We start from the raw sequence: 14,851 nt of genomic DNA, 5'->3' as shown, positions 1-14,851 counted from the left end.
GCCCCTCCCTCTCTCTATGAGAGAGGGGTCTTAGGCTCTCCCGACGAGGACGGATCCTCCGGCTTCGGCTTCTTCTTGCCGCCGAACTTGATCAGGCCGAAGCCGACGGCGAAGCCCAGGATCAGGCCGATGGCCATGTTGTCGATCAGCGCGCCGAAGATGATGCCGCCACTGACGCCCAGGACGAAGCCCACGCCACCCTTCTTGTCCATCTGACGCCTTTCGCGGTTCGGTTGAGGCTTAGCTTCTGGGTGCGCCGGGGTGGAGGTGTCAAGCGGCGAACACCGCCCCTCCCGATACTCGATCGGACCAAACAGCCCAAAACCAAGACATACTTCGATACGAACTAGCAATTCTTTGAAATCATTCAATTTTTCAATGTATAAATGCTCAGCCAATGAGCTTCCGGACGCTCAATATTTAATCTGAGACCAGCATACAGGCGCACTTCATCGTCACTATGCTTCGTCGAAGGCAGTTCACGTCTCAGCCTTTGGACATTCGACACGTCCTTCCGCTCGACCGGAAGACCACGGGGTCGTCGTCCAAAGGGGATAGATAATGAAATACGCCAAGACCGCCGCGCTCGCCGGCGCCGCCATGATGCTGGCCCTGGCCTCGGCCGGGTCGGCTTCCGCCCAAGCCATGACCACGCCCTCGATGAGCTGGCCCCTGGCCGCCAATCCCAAGCCCAGCACGATCGACGCCGGGCCGTTTGGCAATGTCTATGTCACCGGCGCGATCAGCGGCATCGGCTATACGCAGGATCGGGCGGCCAGCAGCGACAAGAAGTCCCGCGTCGACTTCTCGAACGCCCAGGTGATGGTCCAGACCACCGAAGGCCCGATCCAGTTCTTCGCCCAGTTCGGCGCCTATTCGTTCCCGACCGTGGGCGTGCCGTATGGCAAGGCCATCGACAACACCAAGAACACCTTCGGCGTCATGCCCCAGGCGTTCGTGAAGTTCGTGCCCAATGAGAACTTCTCGATCATGGTCGGCAAGCTGCCCACGCTGATCGGCGCCGAGTACAGCTTCACCTTCCAGAACGCCAACATCACCCGCGGCCAGCTGTGGAACCAGGAGAACCTGATCAACCGCGGCGTCCAGGTGAACTACGCCTCGGGTCCGCTCAGCATCTCGGCCTCGCTGAACGACGGCTTCTATTCCAACAAGTACAGCTGGGGGTCGGCCCTGGTGTCCTATGCCGTCGACGACAAGAACGTCATCGCCTTCGCCGGCGGCGGCAATTTCGACAAGGCGACCGACAAGGCCACCTCGGCCACGCCGCTGCTGCAGAACAATTCCGAGATCTACAACCTGATCTGGACCCATACGAACGGCCCGCTGACGATCATGCCGTACGTCCAGTACACGCGTGTTCCGAAGATGCCGGCGCTGGGCGTCACCGAGAAGGCCTCGACCATGGGCGTGGCGGTGCTGGGCAAGTACAGCTTCAACGAAAACGTCTCGCTGGCCGCTCGCGCCGAGCACATCTCGAGCGATGGCGCCGGCGTGACCAACCTGCTGTACGGGACCGACAGCAAGGCCACGACCCTGACCCTGACACCGACCTATCAGAAGGGCGCGTTCTTCATCCGGGGCGAGGTCGCCTACATCAAGCTCAGCGACTACGACGCCGGCTCGGGCCTGGGCGCCAATGGCGACAAGAAGTCCCAGACCCGCGCGCTGATCGAGACGGGGATCCTGTTCTAGGACCGGGGTTCGCCCCGTCTCCTAGGGAGGCGGGGCGGCCGTCACCACCCGGCCGTCCCTCGCTTCCACCGGCCACGGCGACAGACGCGCGCCGACGCAGGGACCGCCGACGCAGGTCCCCTCCTCCACGGTGAACACCGCCCCGTGCCAGGAGCACATGATCAGGCCGCCGTCGGGGGTCAGGTAGCGGTCCAGTTCCTGGGCCAGCGGCAGGCCGGCGTGCGGGCAGCGGTCGACATAGCCGAACACCGCCTCGCCCCGGCGCACCACGAAGCCGTGGAAACGCGCCTCGCCGATCTGCAGCACATAGTTGCGCGCCTTGCCGTCGGGGATCAGGTCCAGCGGGCCGAGATTGATCCCGGCCCGGGTCGACCAGATCCTGGCGATAGCAGGCGCTTCTTCCGTCAAACCCGCTCGACCGTCTGTTCGATGGCGCCGAAGATCGAGTGGCCCTTGGCGTCCTTCATCTCGATGCGGATGGTGTCGTCGCCCAGCAGGAACGGCGTCTTGGCCGCGCCGTGCAGGATGGTCTCGACGGTGCGCAGCTCGGCCAGGCAGGAGTAGCCCAGGCCGCCTTCGCTGACCGGCTTGCCGGGGCCGCCGTCCTCGCCACGGTTCGACACCGTGCCCGAGCCGACGATCGTGCCAGCGCAAAGGCTGCGGGTCTTGGCGGCGTGGGCCACCAAGGTCCCGAAGTCGAAGGTCATGTCGACGCCGGCGTCGGCGCGGCCGAAGTCCTTGCCGTCCAGTTCGACCAGCAGGGCGCCGTGCAGCTTGCCGTCCTTCCAGGCGTCGCCCAATGCGTCGGGCGACACCGCCACCGGCGAGAAGGCGCTGTGCGGCTTGGACTGCACAAAGCCGAAGCCCTTGGCCAGCTCGGCCGGGATCAGGTTGCGCAAGCTGACGTCGTTGCACAGCATGACCAGGCGAATGGCGGCCAGGGCCTCCTCGCGGGTCGCGCCCTGCGGCACGTCGTCGACGATCACGGCGACTTCGCCTTCCAGGTCGCAGCCCCAGGCGGCGTCGCCCAGCGGGATCGGATCGCGGGGGGCCAGGAAGCCGTCCGACGCGCCCTGGTACATCAGGGGATCGGTCCAGAAGGTCTCGGGCATCTCGGCGCCGCGCGCCTGGCGCACCAGCTGCACGTGATTGACATAGGCCGAGCCGTCGACCCACTGGAACGCGCGCGGCAGCGGGCTCAGGGCGTCGTGCTCGTGGAAGCGTTCCTTGGGCACGCCGCCATGCTCGAGGCTCTCGGCCAGGCCGGCCAGCATCACCCCGCAGCGCTGCCAGTCGTCCAAGGCGGCCTGCAAGGTCGGCGCGATGGTCCCGGCGTCGGTGAACCAGGCCAGGTCGTTGGAGACCACCACAAGCCGGCCGTCACGGCCGCCCTTGAGAGACGCGAGCTTCATCAGCGCTTCCTCTTTCCCAGTTCTAATTAAGGCAGACGGGCTTTGGGAAAACCCGACCAGCACGCGTCATAGTCATCCTGAAGCGCGGAAGTCTCCAGAGCGAATTTCGTCGGCCGGATCACCCAGCGGCTTTCGAACATGAAGGCCATGGTCCCGTCGATCTTGTGCGGGGCCAGTTGGGCTTCCGTCGCCTTGTGGTGGCTGGCCACGTCGGGGCCGTGATCGCTCATGCAGTTGTGCAAGCTGGCGCCGCCGGGGACGAAGCCGCCCTCCTTGGCGTCATAGGCGCCGTGGATCAGGCCCATGAACTCGCTCATCACGTTGCGGTGGAACCACGGCGGGCGGAACGTGTGCTCGGCCACCATCCAGCGCGGCGGGAAGATCACGAAGTCGCAATTGGCCGTGCCCGGGATCTCGCTGGGCGAGGTCAGGACGGTGAAGATCGACGGATCGGGATGGTCGAAGCTGACCGTGTTGATCGTGTTGAAGCGCGACAGGTCGTAGCGGTACGGCGCCAGGTTGCCGTGCCAAGCCACCACGTCCAGCGGGCTGTGGTCCCACTCGGCAGCCCACAGCTGCCCCTGGAACTTCTGGATGACCTGGGTCGGGACGTCGATGTCCTCGAAGGCCGCCACGGGCGTCTCGAAGTCGCGCGGATTGGCCAGGCCGTTCGAGCCGATCGGCCCCAGGTCCGGCAACTTGAACGCCGCGCCATAGTTCTCGCAGACATAGCCGCGCGAGGGGCCATCCAGCTCGACGCGGAAGCGCAGGCCGCGCGGGATCACCGCGATGTGGCCGGGGCCGGCCTTCAGCACGCCCAGCTCGGTGACCAGGGTCAGCACGCCCTGCTGCGGCACGATCAAGAGCTCGCCGTCGGCGTCGTAGAACACCCGGTTCTGCATCGAGACGTTGGCGACATAGACGTGGACGCCCAGGCCGTTCTGGGTCGCGACGTCGCCATTGCCGGCCAGGGTTACCAGGCCGTCGACGAAGTCGGTCGGCTCGGCCGGGATGGCGATCGGGTCCCAGCGCAGGCGGTTGGGGGTCACGGGCTCGGCGAACGGACCGCTGACCAGCTTGGCTTGCGCGTAGGGCTGGTAGGCCCCGTGCCCGGCGCTGGGGCGCAGGCGGTAGAGCCAGCTGCGCTTGTTCTCGTGGCGCGGGGCGGTGAAGGCCGTGCCCGACAGCTGCTCGGCATAGAGCCCGAACGGAACCCGCTGCGGCGAGTTCTGGCCGATCGGCAAAGCGCCGGCCACGGCCTCGGTGGCGAAGTGGGCGCCGAAGCCGGTTTGGTAGCGGAGGTCCATGGTTGGGTCCTTGGATCTTGACGCAAGCGGAGCCGCCCTCGTCCTTCGACAAGCTCAGGATGAGGGCTACTCTAATGATCGCAGTAAACACCTCATCCTGAGCTTGTCGAAGGACGAGGTGTGGGTCCTCAGGCGTCTACCGTGATCACCCCACGGCGGATCTGGTCCAGCTCGATGCTCTCGAACAGGGCCTGGAAGTTGCCGTTGCCGAAACCCTGGTTGCCCTTGCGCTGGATGATCTCGAAGAAGATCGGGCCAAACAGGTTCTCGGTGAAGATCTGCAGCAGCAGGCCTTCGTCGCCGACATTGCCGTCCAGCAGGATGCGGTTCTTCTTCAGGCGCTCAAGGTCCTCGCCGTGGCCGGGGACGCGCTTGTCGACCAGCTCGTAATAGGTCTCGATCGTGTCCTGCAGCTTGACGCCGCGGGCGCGCAGCTTCTCGACCGTGCCGTAGATGTCGTCCGTGGTCAGGGCCAGGTGCTGGATGCCCTCGCCGTTGTACTGGCGGATGAACTCCTCGATCTGGCTCTTGTCGTCCTGGCTCTCGTTCAGCGGGATGCGGATGGCCTTGTCGGGCGCGATCATCGCCTGGCTGAACAGGCCCGTGGCCTGGCCCTTGATGTCGAAGTACTTCTGCTCCTCGAAGCCGAAGACCTGATTGTAGAAGGTCGACCAGGTGCGCATCTGGCCGCGCTTGACGTTGTGGGTCAGGTGGTCGAGCAGGTCCAGGCCGACATTGTTCTTGGCCTCTTCCAGGGCCGCGCCCGGAACCTGTTCCCAGCTGTCATAGATGGTGCCGCCATCGCCGTAACGATCGACGAGGTACAGCAGGCTGCCGCCGATGCCTTCCAGCACCTTGGCGTCCGAACCCAGCAGCGAGCGCGAGGCGTCGGCGGCCTTGGCGCCGCGCGCCAGGGCGTCGGCATAGGCCTGTTCGACGTTCTCGACGCGGAAGGCCATGCCGTTGGCCGACGGGCCGTGGGCTTCGCGGAAGTCGGCGACCTGGCCGGCCTCTTCCTGGTTGACGATCAGGTTGATGCGGCCCTGCTTGTAGCGGGTCGCGGCCTTGGTCGGGTGCTTGCTGGCGGCGACGAAGCCCAGCTGCTCGATCAGGCCGATCATGGCCGCCGGATCGGGGCTGGTGAACTCGACGAACTCGAAGCCGTCGAGGCCCAGCGGGTTCTGTTCAGTCACGAGGGTCATGCGGGTTCTCCCTGCAGGCAGGCGTTCAGCGCCCGCGCGAATGTGTCGATGTTCTCAACGGTCAGACCGGCCAGATTGATGCGGCCGGAACCCGCCATGTAGATGCCGTGGTCCTCGCGCAGCTGGGCGACCTGGGCCGGCGACAGCGGCAGCAGGGCGAACAGGCCGTGCTGACCGGCCAGCGGGGCCAGCAGCGGGACCGCCGTCGCCAGGCGCTGGCGCAGGTCGGCCACACGCTTGCGCATGGCTTCCAGTTCGGACTTCCAGAGCGTCGTGAGGGCGTCGTTTTCCAGGATAACACGAACCGTGGCGGCGCCGTGATCCGGCGGCATCGACCAGTTGGTGCGGGCGAGAGCCCGGATGTTGCTGGCGGCCAGGTCGAGCGTCGCCGCGTCGCGGGTCAGGGTGTAGAGGGCGCCGACGCGCTCACGGTAGAGGCCGAAATTCTTGTCGCAGGAATAGGCCAGCAGGCCGTCCTCGGCGGCGGCCAGAACCAGGCGCATGCCGGCGGCGTCTTCCTCGAGGCCCAGGCCCAGGCCCTGATAGGCCAGGTCGATCAGCGGAACGATCCCCTTGCGGCCAACGACCTCGGCGATCGCCGCCCATTGCTCCAGGCTGTAGTCGGCGCCCGACGGGTTGTGGCAGCAGGCGTGCAGCAGCACCGCATCACCGGCCCGCGCCGTCTCCAGCGTCGCCATCATGTCGTCGAAGCCCAGCTTCTGGGCGCGCTGGTCGTAGTGACGGAACGTGACCGTCTCGATGCCCAGTTGGTCCAGGATCTGGGTGTGGTTGGGCCAGGTCGGGGCGCCGATGAACATGCGGATGTCGGGCTTGGCGGCCAGCAGCAGCTCGCAGGCCAGGCGCACAGCGCCGGTGCCGCCCGGCGTCTGGACGCCAAACACCTCGTGGTCGACCGCGTCGCCGAAGATGATCGGCTTCAGCAGGTCCAGATAGCCGATGTCGCCTTCCGGACCGAGGTACGACTTGGTGGCCTGGGTGTTGAGCAGGATCTGCTCGGCGGCTTTCACGCTCTCCAACACCGGCGTCGCGCCGGCGTCGTCACGGAACACGCCCACGCCCAGGTCGATCTTCTCCGCGCGCGGATCGCGGCGGTACATGCCGATCAGCGACAGCAGGGAGTCCGGCGCCTGCGGCGTCAGGCCAGTGAACACGGAGGAGGTCATGAGGCGCTTCCCGTCGATCTAGGGGAAGCAGCTTATCGCTGAGACCGGGTCAGAACCTGCCGATTATGACCCGATGTGCATCGAATACGGTCACATCATGACATTGCCTGGCATCGCACCGCTCATGCGTGCCAACGCCGGCGCGCTGCCGCCTTAGAATCGCGATTGACGATTGTAGTTTTCACCCCGACACTCGTTCTACGAACGTAAATCGGAGGAATCATGAAGCGGACCTACACCCTGGCCATCGGCCTGCTGGCGGCGCTGGCGAGCGCCGGGCCGGCCTTGTGCGAGAACGCGGTGCGACCCGGTGCGAACGGCAACAAGTTCGGCTCGGTGTTCCTGGACATGGGGCCGTTCACCAAGGCCCTGACCCTGGTGCTCCTGGTCCTGATCGCCGTGGCCCTGGTCGGCGCGATCCGCCGCTGGCCACCCGGTGCGCGGCTGTCGGCGCGGCTGGCCTATGGCGGCGTGCTGCTGGGCTTGGGTGGCGCGGTGTACCAGGCCACCAACATGGTCGTGCGTGTGGTCTATGACGGCGGCGCCCCGCCGTTCGTGGTCTGGGCGCCGGGCCTGGCCGAGATGCTGCTAATGCTGACCGCGGGCCTCCTGACGTCGGCCGTCGGCATCTTCACGCGGTGGACAGTCGAATAGCGCCTATTCCATATAATCCAGCGGCAGGGCCGTGGAATCCTTGATCGTGTCCATCACGAACGCCGACCGCACGTCCTTGACCGCCGGCATCTTCAAGAGGCGCTTCATCATCAGCTCGCCATAGGCGTCGAGGTCGGGCGCCACTACCCGCAGCAGGTAGTCGAAGTTGCCGGTCATGACGTAGCAGCCCACCACCTCGGGCTCGCGCAGCACGGCCGCCCGGAAGGCCTCGGCCGCGCCCTCGGTGTGGTCGACCTGCACCTCGACATAGGCCAGCACGCCCAGCTGGGCCTTGCGGCGATCCAGCAGCGCGACATAGCCGCTGATCAGGCCCGAGGCCTCCAGCTGCTTGACCCGGCGCAGGCACGGACTGGGCGACAGCCCCACCCGCTCGGCCAGGTCGACGTTCGAGATCTTGCCGTCCTCCTGCAGGATCTGGAGGATCTTCCGATCGGCGCGGGTGAGCTTCATCGTGACCGGTTCAGGCTGTAAATTGGCAGATCATGACCGTCTAGCGCATTTCGCGGTCCACGTGGAGACGAGCCTTGCGCATGGCGCCGCTTGAGGCTCTACCATCGGGCGAGACGAGCCACGCCAGGATCCCGCATGACCGACGGCCCCTTCGCTTCCAGCGCGCCCAAGAAGCTGAAGTCTCCGTTCCAGAAGCAGGGCCAGCGGGTCTTGGGCGGCACGGCGATCGTGCTGCTTCTGCTTCTGGGCTCGTGCAGCGTGCTCAGCCACAGCACCACGGTCGAACCGGGCAATGTCGGCGTGAAGATCCGCACCCTGGGCGCATCGGCCGGCGTCGCGCCCGAGCCCCTGCCCGCCCGCTGGTACTTCCGGGGCATCGGCGAGCGGATCATCCAGTATCCGGTGATCCAGCGCACCTACAGCTACACCCGCGAGAAGGACGAGCGCGGCAACGAGAACGAGGAGATCACCTTCTCCGACAACACCGGCCTGCCGATGACGGCCGACATCTCGGTGACCCTGCAGGTCAATCCGGCCTCGGCCCCGAACCTGTACCAGACCTATCGCCTGTCGTTCGACCAGCTGCTGGACGGCCCGATCCGCAACGACGTCCGCTCGGCCGTCGCCGCCGAGGCCGAGAAGGTCGGGGTCGAGACGCTGTACAGCGGCGGTCGCCAGATGGTGATCCAGAAGGCCTATGCCCGGGTGTCCAGCAAGTGGGCCCGTCATGGCGTGACGGTCTCGCAGCTCGACTGGATCGGCTCGATCCGCTACCCGGCCGCCATCATCCAGCAGATGCAGGCCAAGACCCAGCTGGAGCAGGAAGCCTTGGCCGCCAAGGCCCTGGAAGCCAAGGAAACCGCCCTGGCCAACGCCGCCATCGCCAAGGCGCGCGGCGAGGCCGAGTCGATCCGCATCAAGGGCGAGGCCCTGCGCGCCAACCCGCAGGTGCTGCAGCAGCTGGCCATCGAGAAGTGGAACGGCGAGCTGCCCAAGGTGACGGGTGGATCTACGCCGTTCGTGAAGATCGACTAGGGCGCGGACGGCAAGGTCAGCGTCGCGGCCTCCAGGCCGGGCGCGCTGGCCTTGACGGTCAGCTTGCCCGTGCCGCCCCCACGCACCAGGGCCGTCGCCGTGCCGCGATAGGTCGCGCGGACCGGTGAGGCGAACGGCGTGTGGTCGGCGGGCGAGGCGTTGTCGGCGGCCACGAACTTGCCAGCACCCGACACCGCGAAGGTGATGGCCGCCTCGGCCGAGGGCACGACCACCCCCTTGGCGTCGACCACCTTGGCGCGGACGAAGGCCAGGTCGTCGAAGCCCGTCCCGACCGCCTTGTCGTCGCTGGCTAGCACGATCTTCTTGGCCGCGCCGGCCGTGCGCAGCACGTCACGCGGTCCGCCGCCGACGCAGCTGGCGACCACCTCGCCCGGCGCGAAGGTCACGCTCCACTGGCGGGGCGAGCCGTCGGCGGGCAGCGGCTTGGCGCCCAGGGCGCGGCCGTTCAGGGTCACGTCGACCGAGGGGCAGTTGCTGTAGACCTCGATCGTCTCGGGATGCGCCGACAGGTCCTCGGGCGTCCAGTCGTCGAAGATCCGGGGCTTCTGGGCGGGCGTCGCCACCGCGACCATGGTCGGCAGGGCCGGCGCGGGACCGGCCCCGTCGTTGGAGGGCGGCGGCGCGGCCGGGGCGGCGTTGCGCACCACGTGGATGACCGGCGTCTCCGACCACCAGCCCGCGCGCTGCATGCCGGTGACCTTCACCTGGCCGGTGCGATCCAAGAGGCCGGCGGGGTTGCCGATATTGGGCCAGCCGCTGCGGTCGGACTCGCCCAGATAGTCGACGCCGGTCCACAGGAACATGCCGGCATAGGGGGCGAAGTCGCGTACGGCGACCCACGAGCCGCGCGTATGGCTGTTCTCGGTGCCGACGATCTTGCGGGTGGGCTTGTCGGTGCTGGCCTTGGTCAGCTCGCCTTCGCGATAGTTCTGGCCGACCACGTCCAGCATGTCGGCCAGGCCGTTGCTGTAGTCGCCCGTCACGTTGGGTCGGAACAGACCCATGGTCACCGGCCGGGTCGGATCGGTGGCGTGCATGACGTTGAGCAGGCTGCTCAGCGCCGCCTTGGCCTGGACCGGATAGGCGGTGTCGTGGATCTCGTTGCCGGCGCTCCAGATCACCACGCTGGGGTGGTTGCGGTCGCGGCGCAGCATGTCGCGGGCGTCGCGCTTGTGCCAGTCGCTGAAGAACAGGTGGTAGTCGCCGGGCGTCTTGGCGACGTTCCACTGGTCGAACAGCTCGTCCATGACCACGAAGCCCATACGGTCGGCCAGGTCCAGGAACTCCGGCGACGGCGGGTTGTGGGCGGTGCGGATGGCGTTGACGCCCAGGGCCTTCAGGGCCGTGAAGCGCTGGCGCCAGACCGCCAGGGGCACGGCCGCCCCGACCGCGCCGCCATCGGCGTGCAGGGCCACGCCCTTGAGCTTGAAGTTCTTGCCGTTCAGCCAGAAGCCGCTCTCGGCCTTGAACTCGGCGGTGCGGATGCCGAACGGCACGGTTTCGAGATCGCCGGCCTGGCCACCTTCGCCGATCACCCGGATCGAAGCCTGGTAGAGGTTGGGCGTGTCCAGGTCCCACAGCTTGGGCGAAGCGATCGCCAGCTCGGCGGTCAGGGTCTCGGTGCGGCCGACATCGACGGCGACCGGCGCCGCCGTCTGGCGGGCCACGACCTTGCCGTCGGGACCGGTGACGACGATCTCCAGCCCGGCGCGGGCGTTGGTCTTGCCGCCGTTGGTGACGTCGACCTGGACCTTGGCGGTCGCCTGGTCCGCGCTGATGACGGGCGTGCTGACGAACGCCCCGCCCTGCTCGACATAGAGGTCGCCCGTCTCGATCAGCCGGACCTTGCCGTAGATCCCCGAGCCCGCGTACCAGCGCGACGAGGGGGCGAAGGCGGTGTCGGCCCGCACGGCCAGCACGTTGCGGCCGTCGGCCTTGAGAAAGTCGGTGACGTCGTAGCGCAGGCCGACATAGCCGCTGGGGCGGTGACCCAGGTGGTGGCCGTTGATCCAGACGCCGCTGCGCTCCATCACCCCGTCCAGCTCGACGAAGACCCGGCGGCCCGGGGTCGGCTTGGCGTCCAGCATCCGGCGGTACCAGGCCACCCCGGTCGGCAGGAAGCCCCCTGCTCCACCCGCCCGCGCCTTGACGTCGAACGGCCCGGCGATGGCCCAGTCGTGCGGGACCGAGACCTTGGTCCAGCCGGAGTCATCGAGTGCGAGCGTCTCCGCGCCTTCGGGATCGCCAACGAAGACCTTCCAGTCCTCGGTCAGCGGCGTCGTCTGGCGATCAGCCGCGCTAACGGCGGAGCCAAGCAGCAGCGCGAGCGTCGCGCCGGCGAACAAGAGGCCCGTTTTCGACAAGCCGTCCTCCCTGGTGTCGCCGAACGCGGCAACTCTCATTATTCGGGACGATATCCCATTAAATGAAAGGCTAGCGTCAAAGCGGCAGGGTGGTCAATCAGGCGTAGCGCTCAAGGCAAAACGCCCCGGGTTTCCCCGAGGCGCTCTGTCATTTCTTAGATCCGGGCCCCTTATCGGGGTCGCCCTTTCAGTTGGCCAGACGGCGCAGGAAGGACGGGATTTCCAGGTCTTCGCCGTCGTCGGTCTGCGGCGTCTCGATCGGCTGCAGCTGCGGACGCACGCTCTGGGTCGAGCGGGCCTGCGGTTGCGGAGCCGAGGCGGTCTGCTGCTCGTAGCGCTGGCGACCACCGCCGAACATCGAGAAGAAACCACCACCCTGCTTCTGGGGGCGACGCTCTTCGTAATAGTTCTGCTCGGGGAACAGAGGCTCCTCAGAGACCGGAGCGTCATCGACCATCGGGTCGACGATGCGGGTAACCTGGCGAGCGGCCGGCTGGGTGATGCGCGGCTCTTCAGCGACGGGTTCGTCGTAGTAGAGCTCGGCTTCCGGTTCCGGTTGCGGCGCCGACATGACGATCTCGGGCTCAGGCGCCATCGGCTCCGGCGCGAAGGCCGACGACGGACGCTCTGCCGGGCGAGCGGCTTCGTAGCGGGCGGTCGGACGGGCCGGTTCCGGCTGCGGGGCCGGACGGGTGGTGTCGGCGATCAGCGGCTGGGTCGTGGTGTTGCGAGTGACGGGCTTGGGCTCGATCTGCTGGATCGAGGCGCCGTCCATGCCGGTGGCGACCACCGACACGCGGATCACGCCTTCCAGCGACGGGTCAAAGGCCGCGCCGAAGATGATGTTGGCTTCCGGGTCGACCTGGTCCGAGATCGCGTTGGCGGCCTCGTCGACTTCCAGCAGGGTCATGTCCATGCCGCCGGTCACGTTGACCAGCACGGCCTTGGCGCCCTTCAGCGAGACTTCGTCCAGCAGCGGGTTGGCGATGGCGTTCTGGGCGGCCATCAGGGCGCGGTCTTCGCCGGTGCCCTCGCCGGTGCCCATCATCGCCTTGCCCATCTCGGTCATGACCGTGCGGACGTCGGCGAAGTCGAGGTTGATCAGGCCCGGCAGGACCATCAGGTCGGTGATCGAACGGACGCCCGAGTGCAGCACCTGGTCGGCCATGCCGAAGGCTTCGGCGAAGGTCGTGCGCTCGTTGGCGACGCGGAACAGGTTCTGGTTCGGAATGACGATCAGGGTGTCGACGTAGCGCTGCAGCTCCTGGATGCCGCTATCGGCCAGGCGCATGCGGTGACGACCTTCGAAGTGGAAGGGCTTGGTCACGACGCCGACGGTCAGGATGCCGCGCTCACGAGCGCACTTGGCGATGATCGGGGCCGCGCCGGTGCCGGTGCCGCCGCCCATGCCGGCGGTGATGAAGACCATGTGCGCGCCGTCGAGGTGCTCGCCGATCTCCGGGAAGGATTCTTCAGCCGCGCTCATGCCCACTTCGGGATGCGCGCCGGCGCCCAGGCCCTGCGTGATCTGCACGCCGAGCTGGATGCGACGATCCGTTTTCGCGAACTGAAGCTGCTGCGCGTCGGTGTTGGCCACCACGAACTCAACACCCTCGAGACCCGCCTCGATCATGTTGTTCACAGCGTTGCCGCCAGCGCCGCCCACACCGAACACCACGATACGCGGCTTCAGTTCAGTCGTACGCGGCGCGGAAAGAGAAATAGCCATGGGACCCTCGCGTCCTTAACGCCGAAATCGTCGAACTAGACCTCGGCGACACCCGATCGCCCAGGATTGCCTCGACGATCGTGTTAACAGAACAACCACCATCGTTAATCGGCAGTTAACTGCATAATCTGAGTCGTGGTCGGGTCGAGCGCGACCGTGGGATAAATTGTGGTCTATCAACAGAAAACCCAAGCGAACTAAGGGTTCAGCAAGGATCCACAGCGGCGTGCGACCGAACGACGCTGAGTCGCAATTCTGGCCAATACCGGCCGTTTGGAGCAGCAAAAAGGCCCGGCGAGAAGCTCGGCCGGGCCTTCAAGGTTAAACAGTAGAGTTAATCACGCTTAAAACTTGAAGCGTCGGTTTAGTCCGAAAACCGGTCCCCACTTTTCGGACCGACGCTTAAAACTTAAGAGCTTGGCTACAGACCCAAGCTAGAGGTTGTCGCGCAGCCAGGCCGCGGCCTTGGCCATCGGCGAAGCATTGGGATCCAGCGGACGCTTGCGAGCCACGCCGCCGGCCAGGGCCTTGGACGAGACAGCCTCGCGCGGGCCGAAGGCGGTGCGGTGCAGCGTGCCGGCGGCGGCGCAGAAGGCCGGACCCGAGGCGGCGTCGGCCAGGTGCGGCACCCGGCGCGGACGGCCCAGGCGGACGGGACGATCGAACACGCGCACAGCGACTTCGCGGACGCCGGCCAGCTGGCTGGCGCCGCCCGTCAGGACGATGCCCGCGCCCGGCTCGACCGGCGCGCCCGAGGCCTTCAGGCGCTCGCGCAGCAGTTCCAGGGTCTCTTCCACGCGCGGCTGGATGATGCCCTTGAGCAAGCTGCGCGGCGCGATCACCGGACCCGCGCCCGGATCGTCGCCGCGCGGCGGGGCTTCGATCATCTCGCGGTCCTCGTTGGCCGAGGCGATGGCGCTGCCGTGCAGGGTCTTGATGCGCTCGGCGCCGACCACCGAGGTCTGCAGGCCACGGGCGATGTCCTGCGTCACGTGCCCGCCGCCGACGGCCAGGCTATCGACGTGGCACAGGGCGCCGTTGTTGAACACGGCCACCGAGGTCGAGCCGCCGCCCATGTCGATGCAGACCGCGCCCAGGTCCATCTCGTCCTCTTCCAGCGCGGCAAGCGCGGAAGCGAACGGCGCGGCGACCACGCCTTCGAAGGACAGGTGGGCGCGTTCGACGCAGTGGGCCAGGGTGTGGAAGATGTTCTCGTTGACCGAGACGACCAGCAGTTCCAGGCCCAGCGAGCGGCCGAACATGGCGCGCGGGTCGCGGATGCCGCGCTGGCCGTCGACCGACCAGGCGATCGGCAGCAGGTGGATCGGCTTGCGGCCGGGAATACGAACCTGCGCCAGGGCCGAAGCGATGGCGCGCGACAGGTCGCCGTCGCCGATCGGGCGGGCGCCCAACGAAACCTGAGTGTGGACGCGGTTGGACGCCAGCTGGCCGCCGGCGGTGCAGACCGACACGCCTTGCACGTTGACGCCGGCCACGGTCTCGGCGCGTTCGACAGCCTGGGCGATCGCTTGCGCGGCCTCGTCCAGGTTGACGATCGCGCCGCCCCGCACGCCGCGCGACTGGACGTAGCCCACGCCGGCCGTCGTCAGGGTGCGGTTCTCGCGGTGAACGCCGTCGGCCTTCATGATGAAGCACGTGACCTTGGACGCGCCCAGGTCGACGGCCGCGATGGCGGGCTGGCGCACGAGCGTGGCCTTCAGGCCCTCGCGAGCTTGCTTCCGTTCCTCCAGTCGCGACAT

Annotated in this window: 13 protein-coding genes and 1 pseudogene; 3 read left to right on the top strand and 11 right to left on the bottom strand. The window is 67.2% G+C overall.

Annotated features, from left to right (window positions below; genetic code table 11):
* Positions 1 to 14: 14 nt before the first annotated feature.
* Positions 15 to 212, bottom strand: a complete 198-nt coding sequence (locus tag AC07NF_RS18600; protein ID WP_494629657.1) for a hypothetical protein — start codon at positions 210 to 212, stop codon at positions 15 to 17.
* 349 nt (positions 213 to 561) lie between these two features.
* On the opposite strand from AC07NF_RS18600, the gene AC07NF_RS18595 reads away from it, so the two are divergent.
* Positions 562 to 1,713: an outer membrane beta-barrel protein gene (locus AC07NF_RS18595; protein WP_494629654.1), complete on the top strand. Its 1,152-nt coding sequence runs from the start codon at positions 562 to 564 to the stop codon at positions 1,711 to 1,713.
* 21 nt (positions 1,714 to 1,734) lie between these two features.
* Here AC07NF_RS18595 and AC07NF_RS18590 read toward each other — a convergent pair whose 3' ends face one another.
* The 5 genes from AC07NF_RS18590 to AC07NF_RS18570 all read right to left on the bottom strand — a co-directional run bounded on the left by AC07NF_RS18590 (position 1,735) and on the right by AC07NF_RS18570 (position 6,818).
* Positions 1,735 to 2,121, bottom strand: coding sequence for a Rieske (2Fe-2S) protein (locus AC07NF_RS18590; RefSeq protein WP_494629650.1), 387 nt, complete (start codon positions 2,119 to 2,121; stop codon positions 1,735 to 1,737).
* Positions 2,118 to 3,125, bottom strand: coding sequence for a fumarylacetoacetate hydrolase family protein (locus AC07NF_RS18585; RefSeq protein WP_494629646.1), 1,008 nt, complete (start codon positions 3,123 to 3,125; stop codon positions 2,118 to 2,120). Before AC07NF_RS18585 ends, AC07NF_RS18590 begins: the two co-directional genes overlap by 4 nt.
* A 26-nt stretch (positions 3,126 to 3,151) precedes the next feature.
* Complete coding sequence (hmgA, locus tag AC07NF_RS18580) at positions 3,152 to 4,432, bottom strand: homogentisate 1,2-dioxygenase (protein WP_494629642.1); 1,281 nt, start codon at positions 4,430 to 4,432, stop codon at positions 3,152 to 3,154.
* A 128-nt stretch (positions 4,433 to 4,560) separates the two neighbouring features.
* Positions 4,561 to 5,634 (bottom strand): 4-hydroxyphenylpyruvate dioxygenase, encoded by a 1,074-nt coding sequence (gene hppD, locus AC07NF_RS18575; RefSeq protein ID WP_494629640.1) that lies wholly within the window; start codon positions 5,632 to 5,634, stop codon positions 4,561 to 4,563.
* Positions 5,631 to 6,818, bottom strand: a complete 1,188-nt coding sequence (locus AC07NF_RS18570; RefSeq protein ID WP_494629638.1) for an amino acid aminotransferase — start codon at positions 6,816 to 6,818, stop codon at positions 5,631 to 5,633. Before AC07NF_RS18570 ends, hppD begins: the two co-directional genes overlap by 4 nt.
* 222 nt (positions 6,819 to 7,040) lie before the next feature.
* Between AC07NF_RS18570 and AC07NF_RS18565 the strand changes: the two genes are divergently transcribed.
* A complete protein-coding gene (locus AC07NF_RS18565) occupies positions 7,041 to 7,472 on the top strand; it encodes a hypothetical protein (RefSeq protein ID WP_494629635.1) in 432 nt (143 codons plus the stop codon).
* Between the two features lie 3 nt (positions 7,473 to 7,475).
* Here AC07NF_RS18565 and AC07NF_RS18560 read toward each other — a convergent pair whose 3' ends face one another.
* Positions 7,476 to 7,943 (bottom strand): Lrp/AsnC family transcriptional regulator, encoded by a 468-nt coding sequence (locus AC07NF_RS18560; protein WP_494629634.1) that lies wholly within the window; start codon positions 7,941 to 7,943, stop codon positions 7,476 to 7,478.
* 135 nt (positions 7,944 to 8,078) lie between these two features.
* On the opposite strand from AC07NF_RS18560, the gene AC07NF_RS18555 reads away from it, so the two are divergent.
* Positions 8,079 to 8,978 carry an SPFH domain-containing protein gene (locus AC07NF_RS18555; RefSeq protein ID WP_494629633.1) on the top strand — a complete coding sequence of 300 codons (900 nt, stop codon included), beginning with the start codon at positions 8,079 to 8,081 and terminating at the stop codon, positions 8,976 to 8,978.
* On the opposite strand, the gene AC07NF_RS18550 is transcribed toward AC07NF_RS18555, so the two are convergent.
* The 4 genes and pseudogenes from AC07NF_RS18550 to ftsA form a co-directional block, all read right to left on the bottom strand.
* Positions 8,975 to 11,362, bottom strand: coding sequence for a glycoside hydrolase family 2 TIM barrel-domain containing protein (locus AC07NF_RS18550; RefSeq protein ID WP_492816992.1), 2,388 nt, complete (start codon positions 11,360 to 11,362; stop codon positions 8,975 to 8,977). The genes AC07NF_RS18555 and AC07NF_RS18550 overlap by 4 nt on opposite strands.
* Before the next feature lie 187 nt (positions 11,363 to 11,549).
* A complete protein-coding gene (gene ftsZ, locus AC07NF_RS18545) occupies positions 11,550 to 13,091 on the bottom strand; it encodes a cell division protein FtsZ (protein ID WP_494629631.1) in 1,542 nt (513 codons plus the stop codon).
* A 35-nt stretch (positions 13,092 to 13,126) separates the two neighbouring features.
* A pseudogene (locus tag AC07NF_RS18540) lies at positions 13,127 to 13,193 on the bottom strand (hypothetical protein).
* A gap of 332 nt (positions 13,194 to 13,525) precedes the next feature.
* The gene (gene ftsA / locus AC07NF_RS18535) at positions 13,526 to 14,851 is read right to left on the bottom strand and encodes a cell division protein FtsA (RefSeq protein ID WP_454714756.1); all 1,326 of its coding nucleotides are present in this window, start codon (positions 14,849 to 14,851) and stop codon (positions 13,526 to 13,528) included.

The organism is Caulobacter sp. GW821-FHT10A06 (assembly GCF_059415805.1).
Note: the sequence above shows the minus strand (reverse complement) of the source record. Positions and strands in the feature narration are given on the sequence as shown.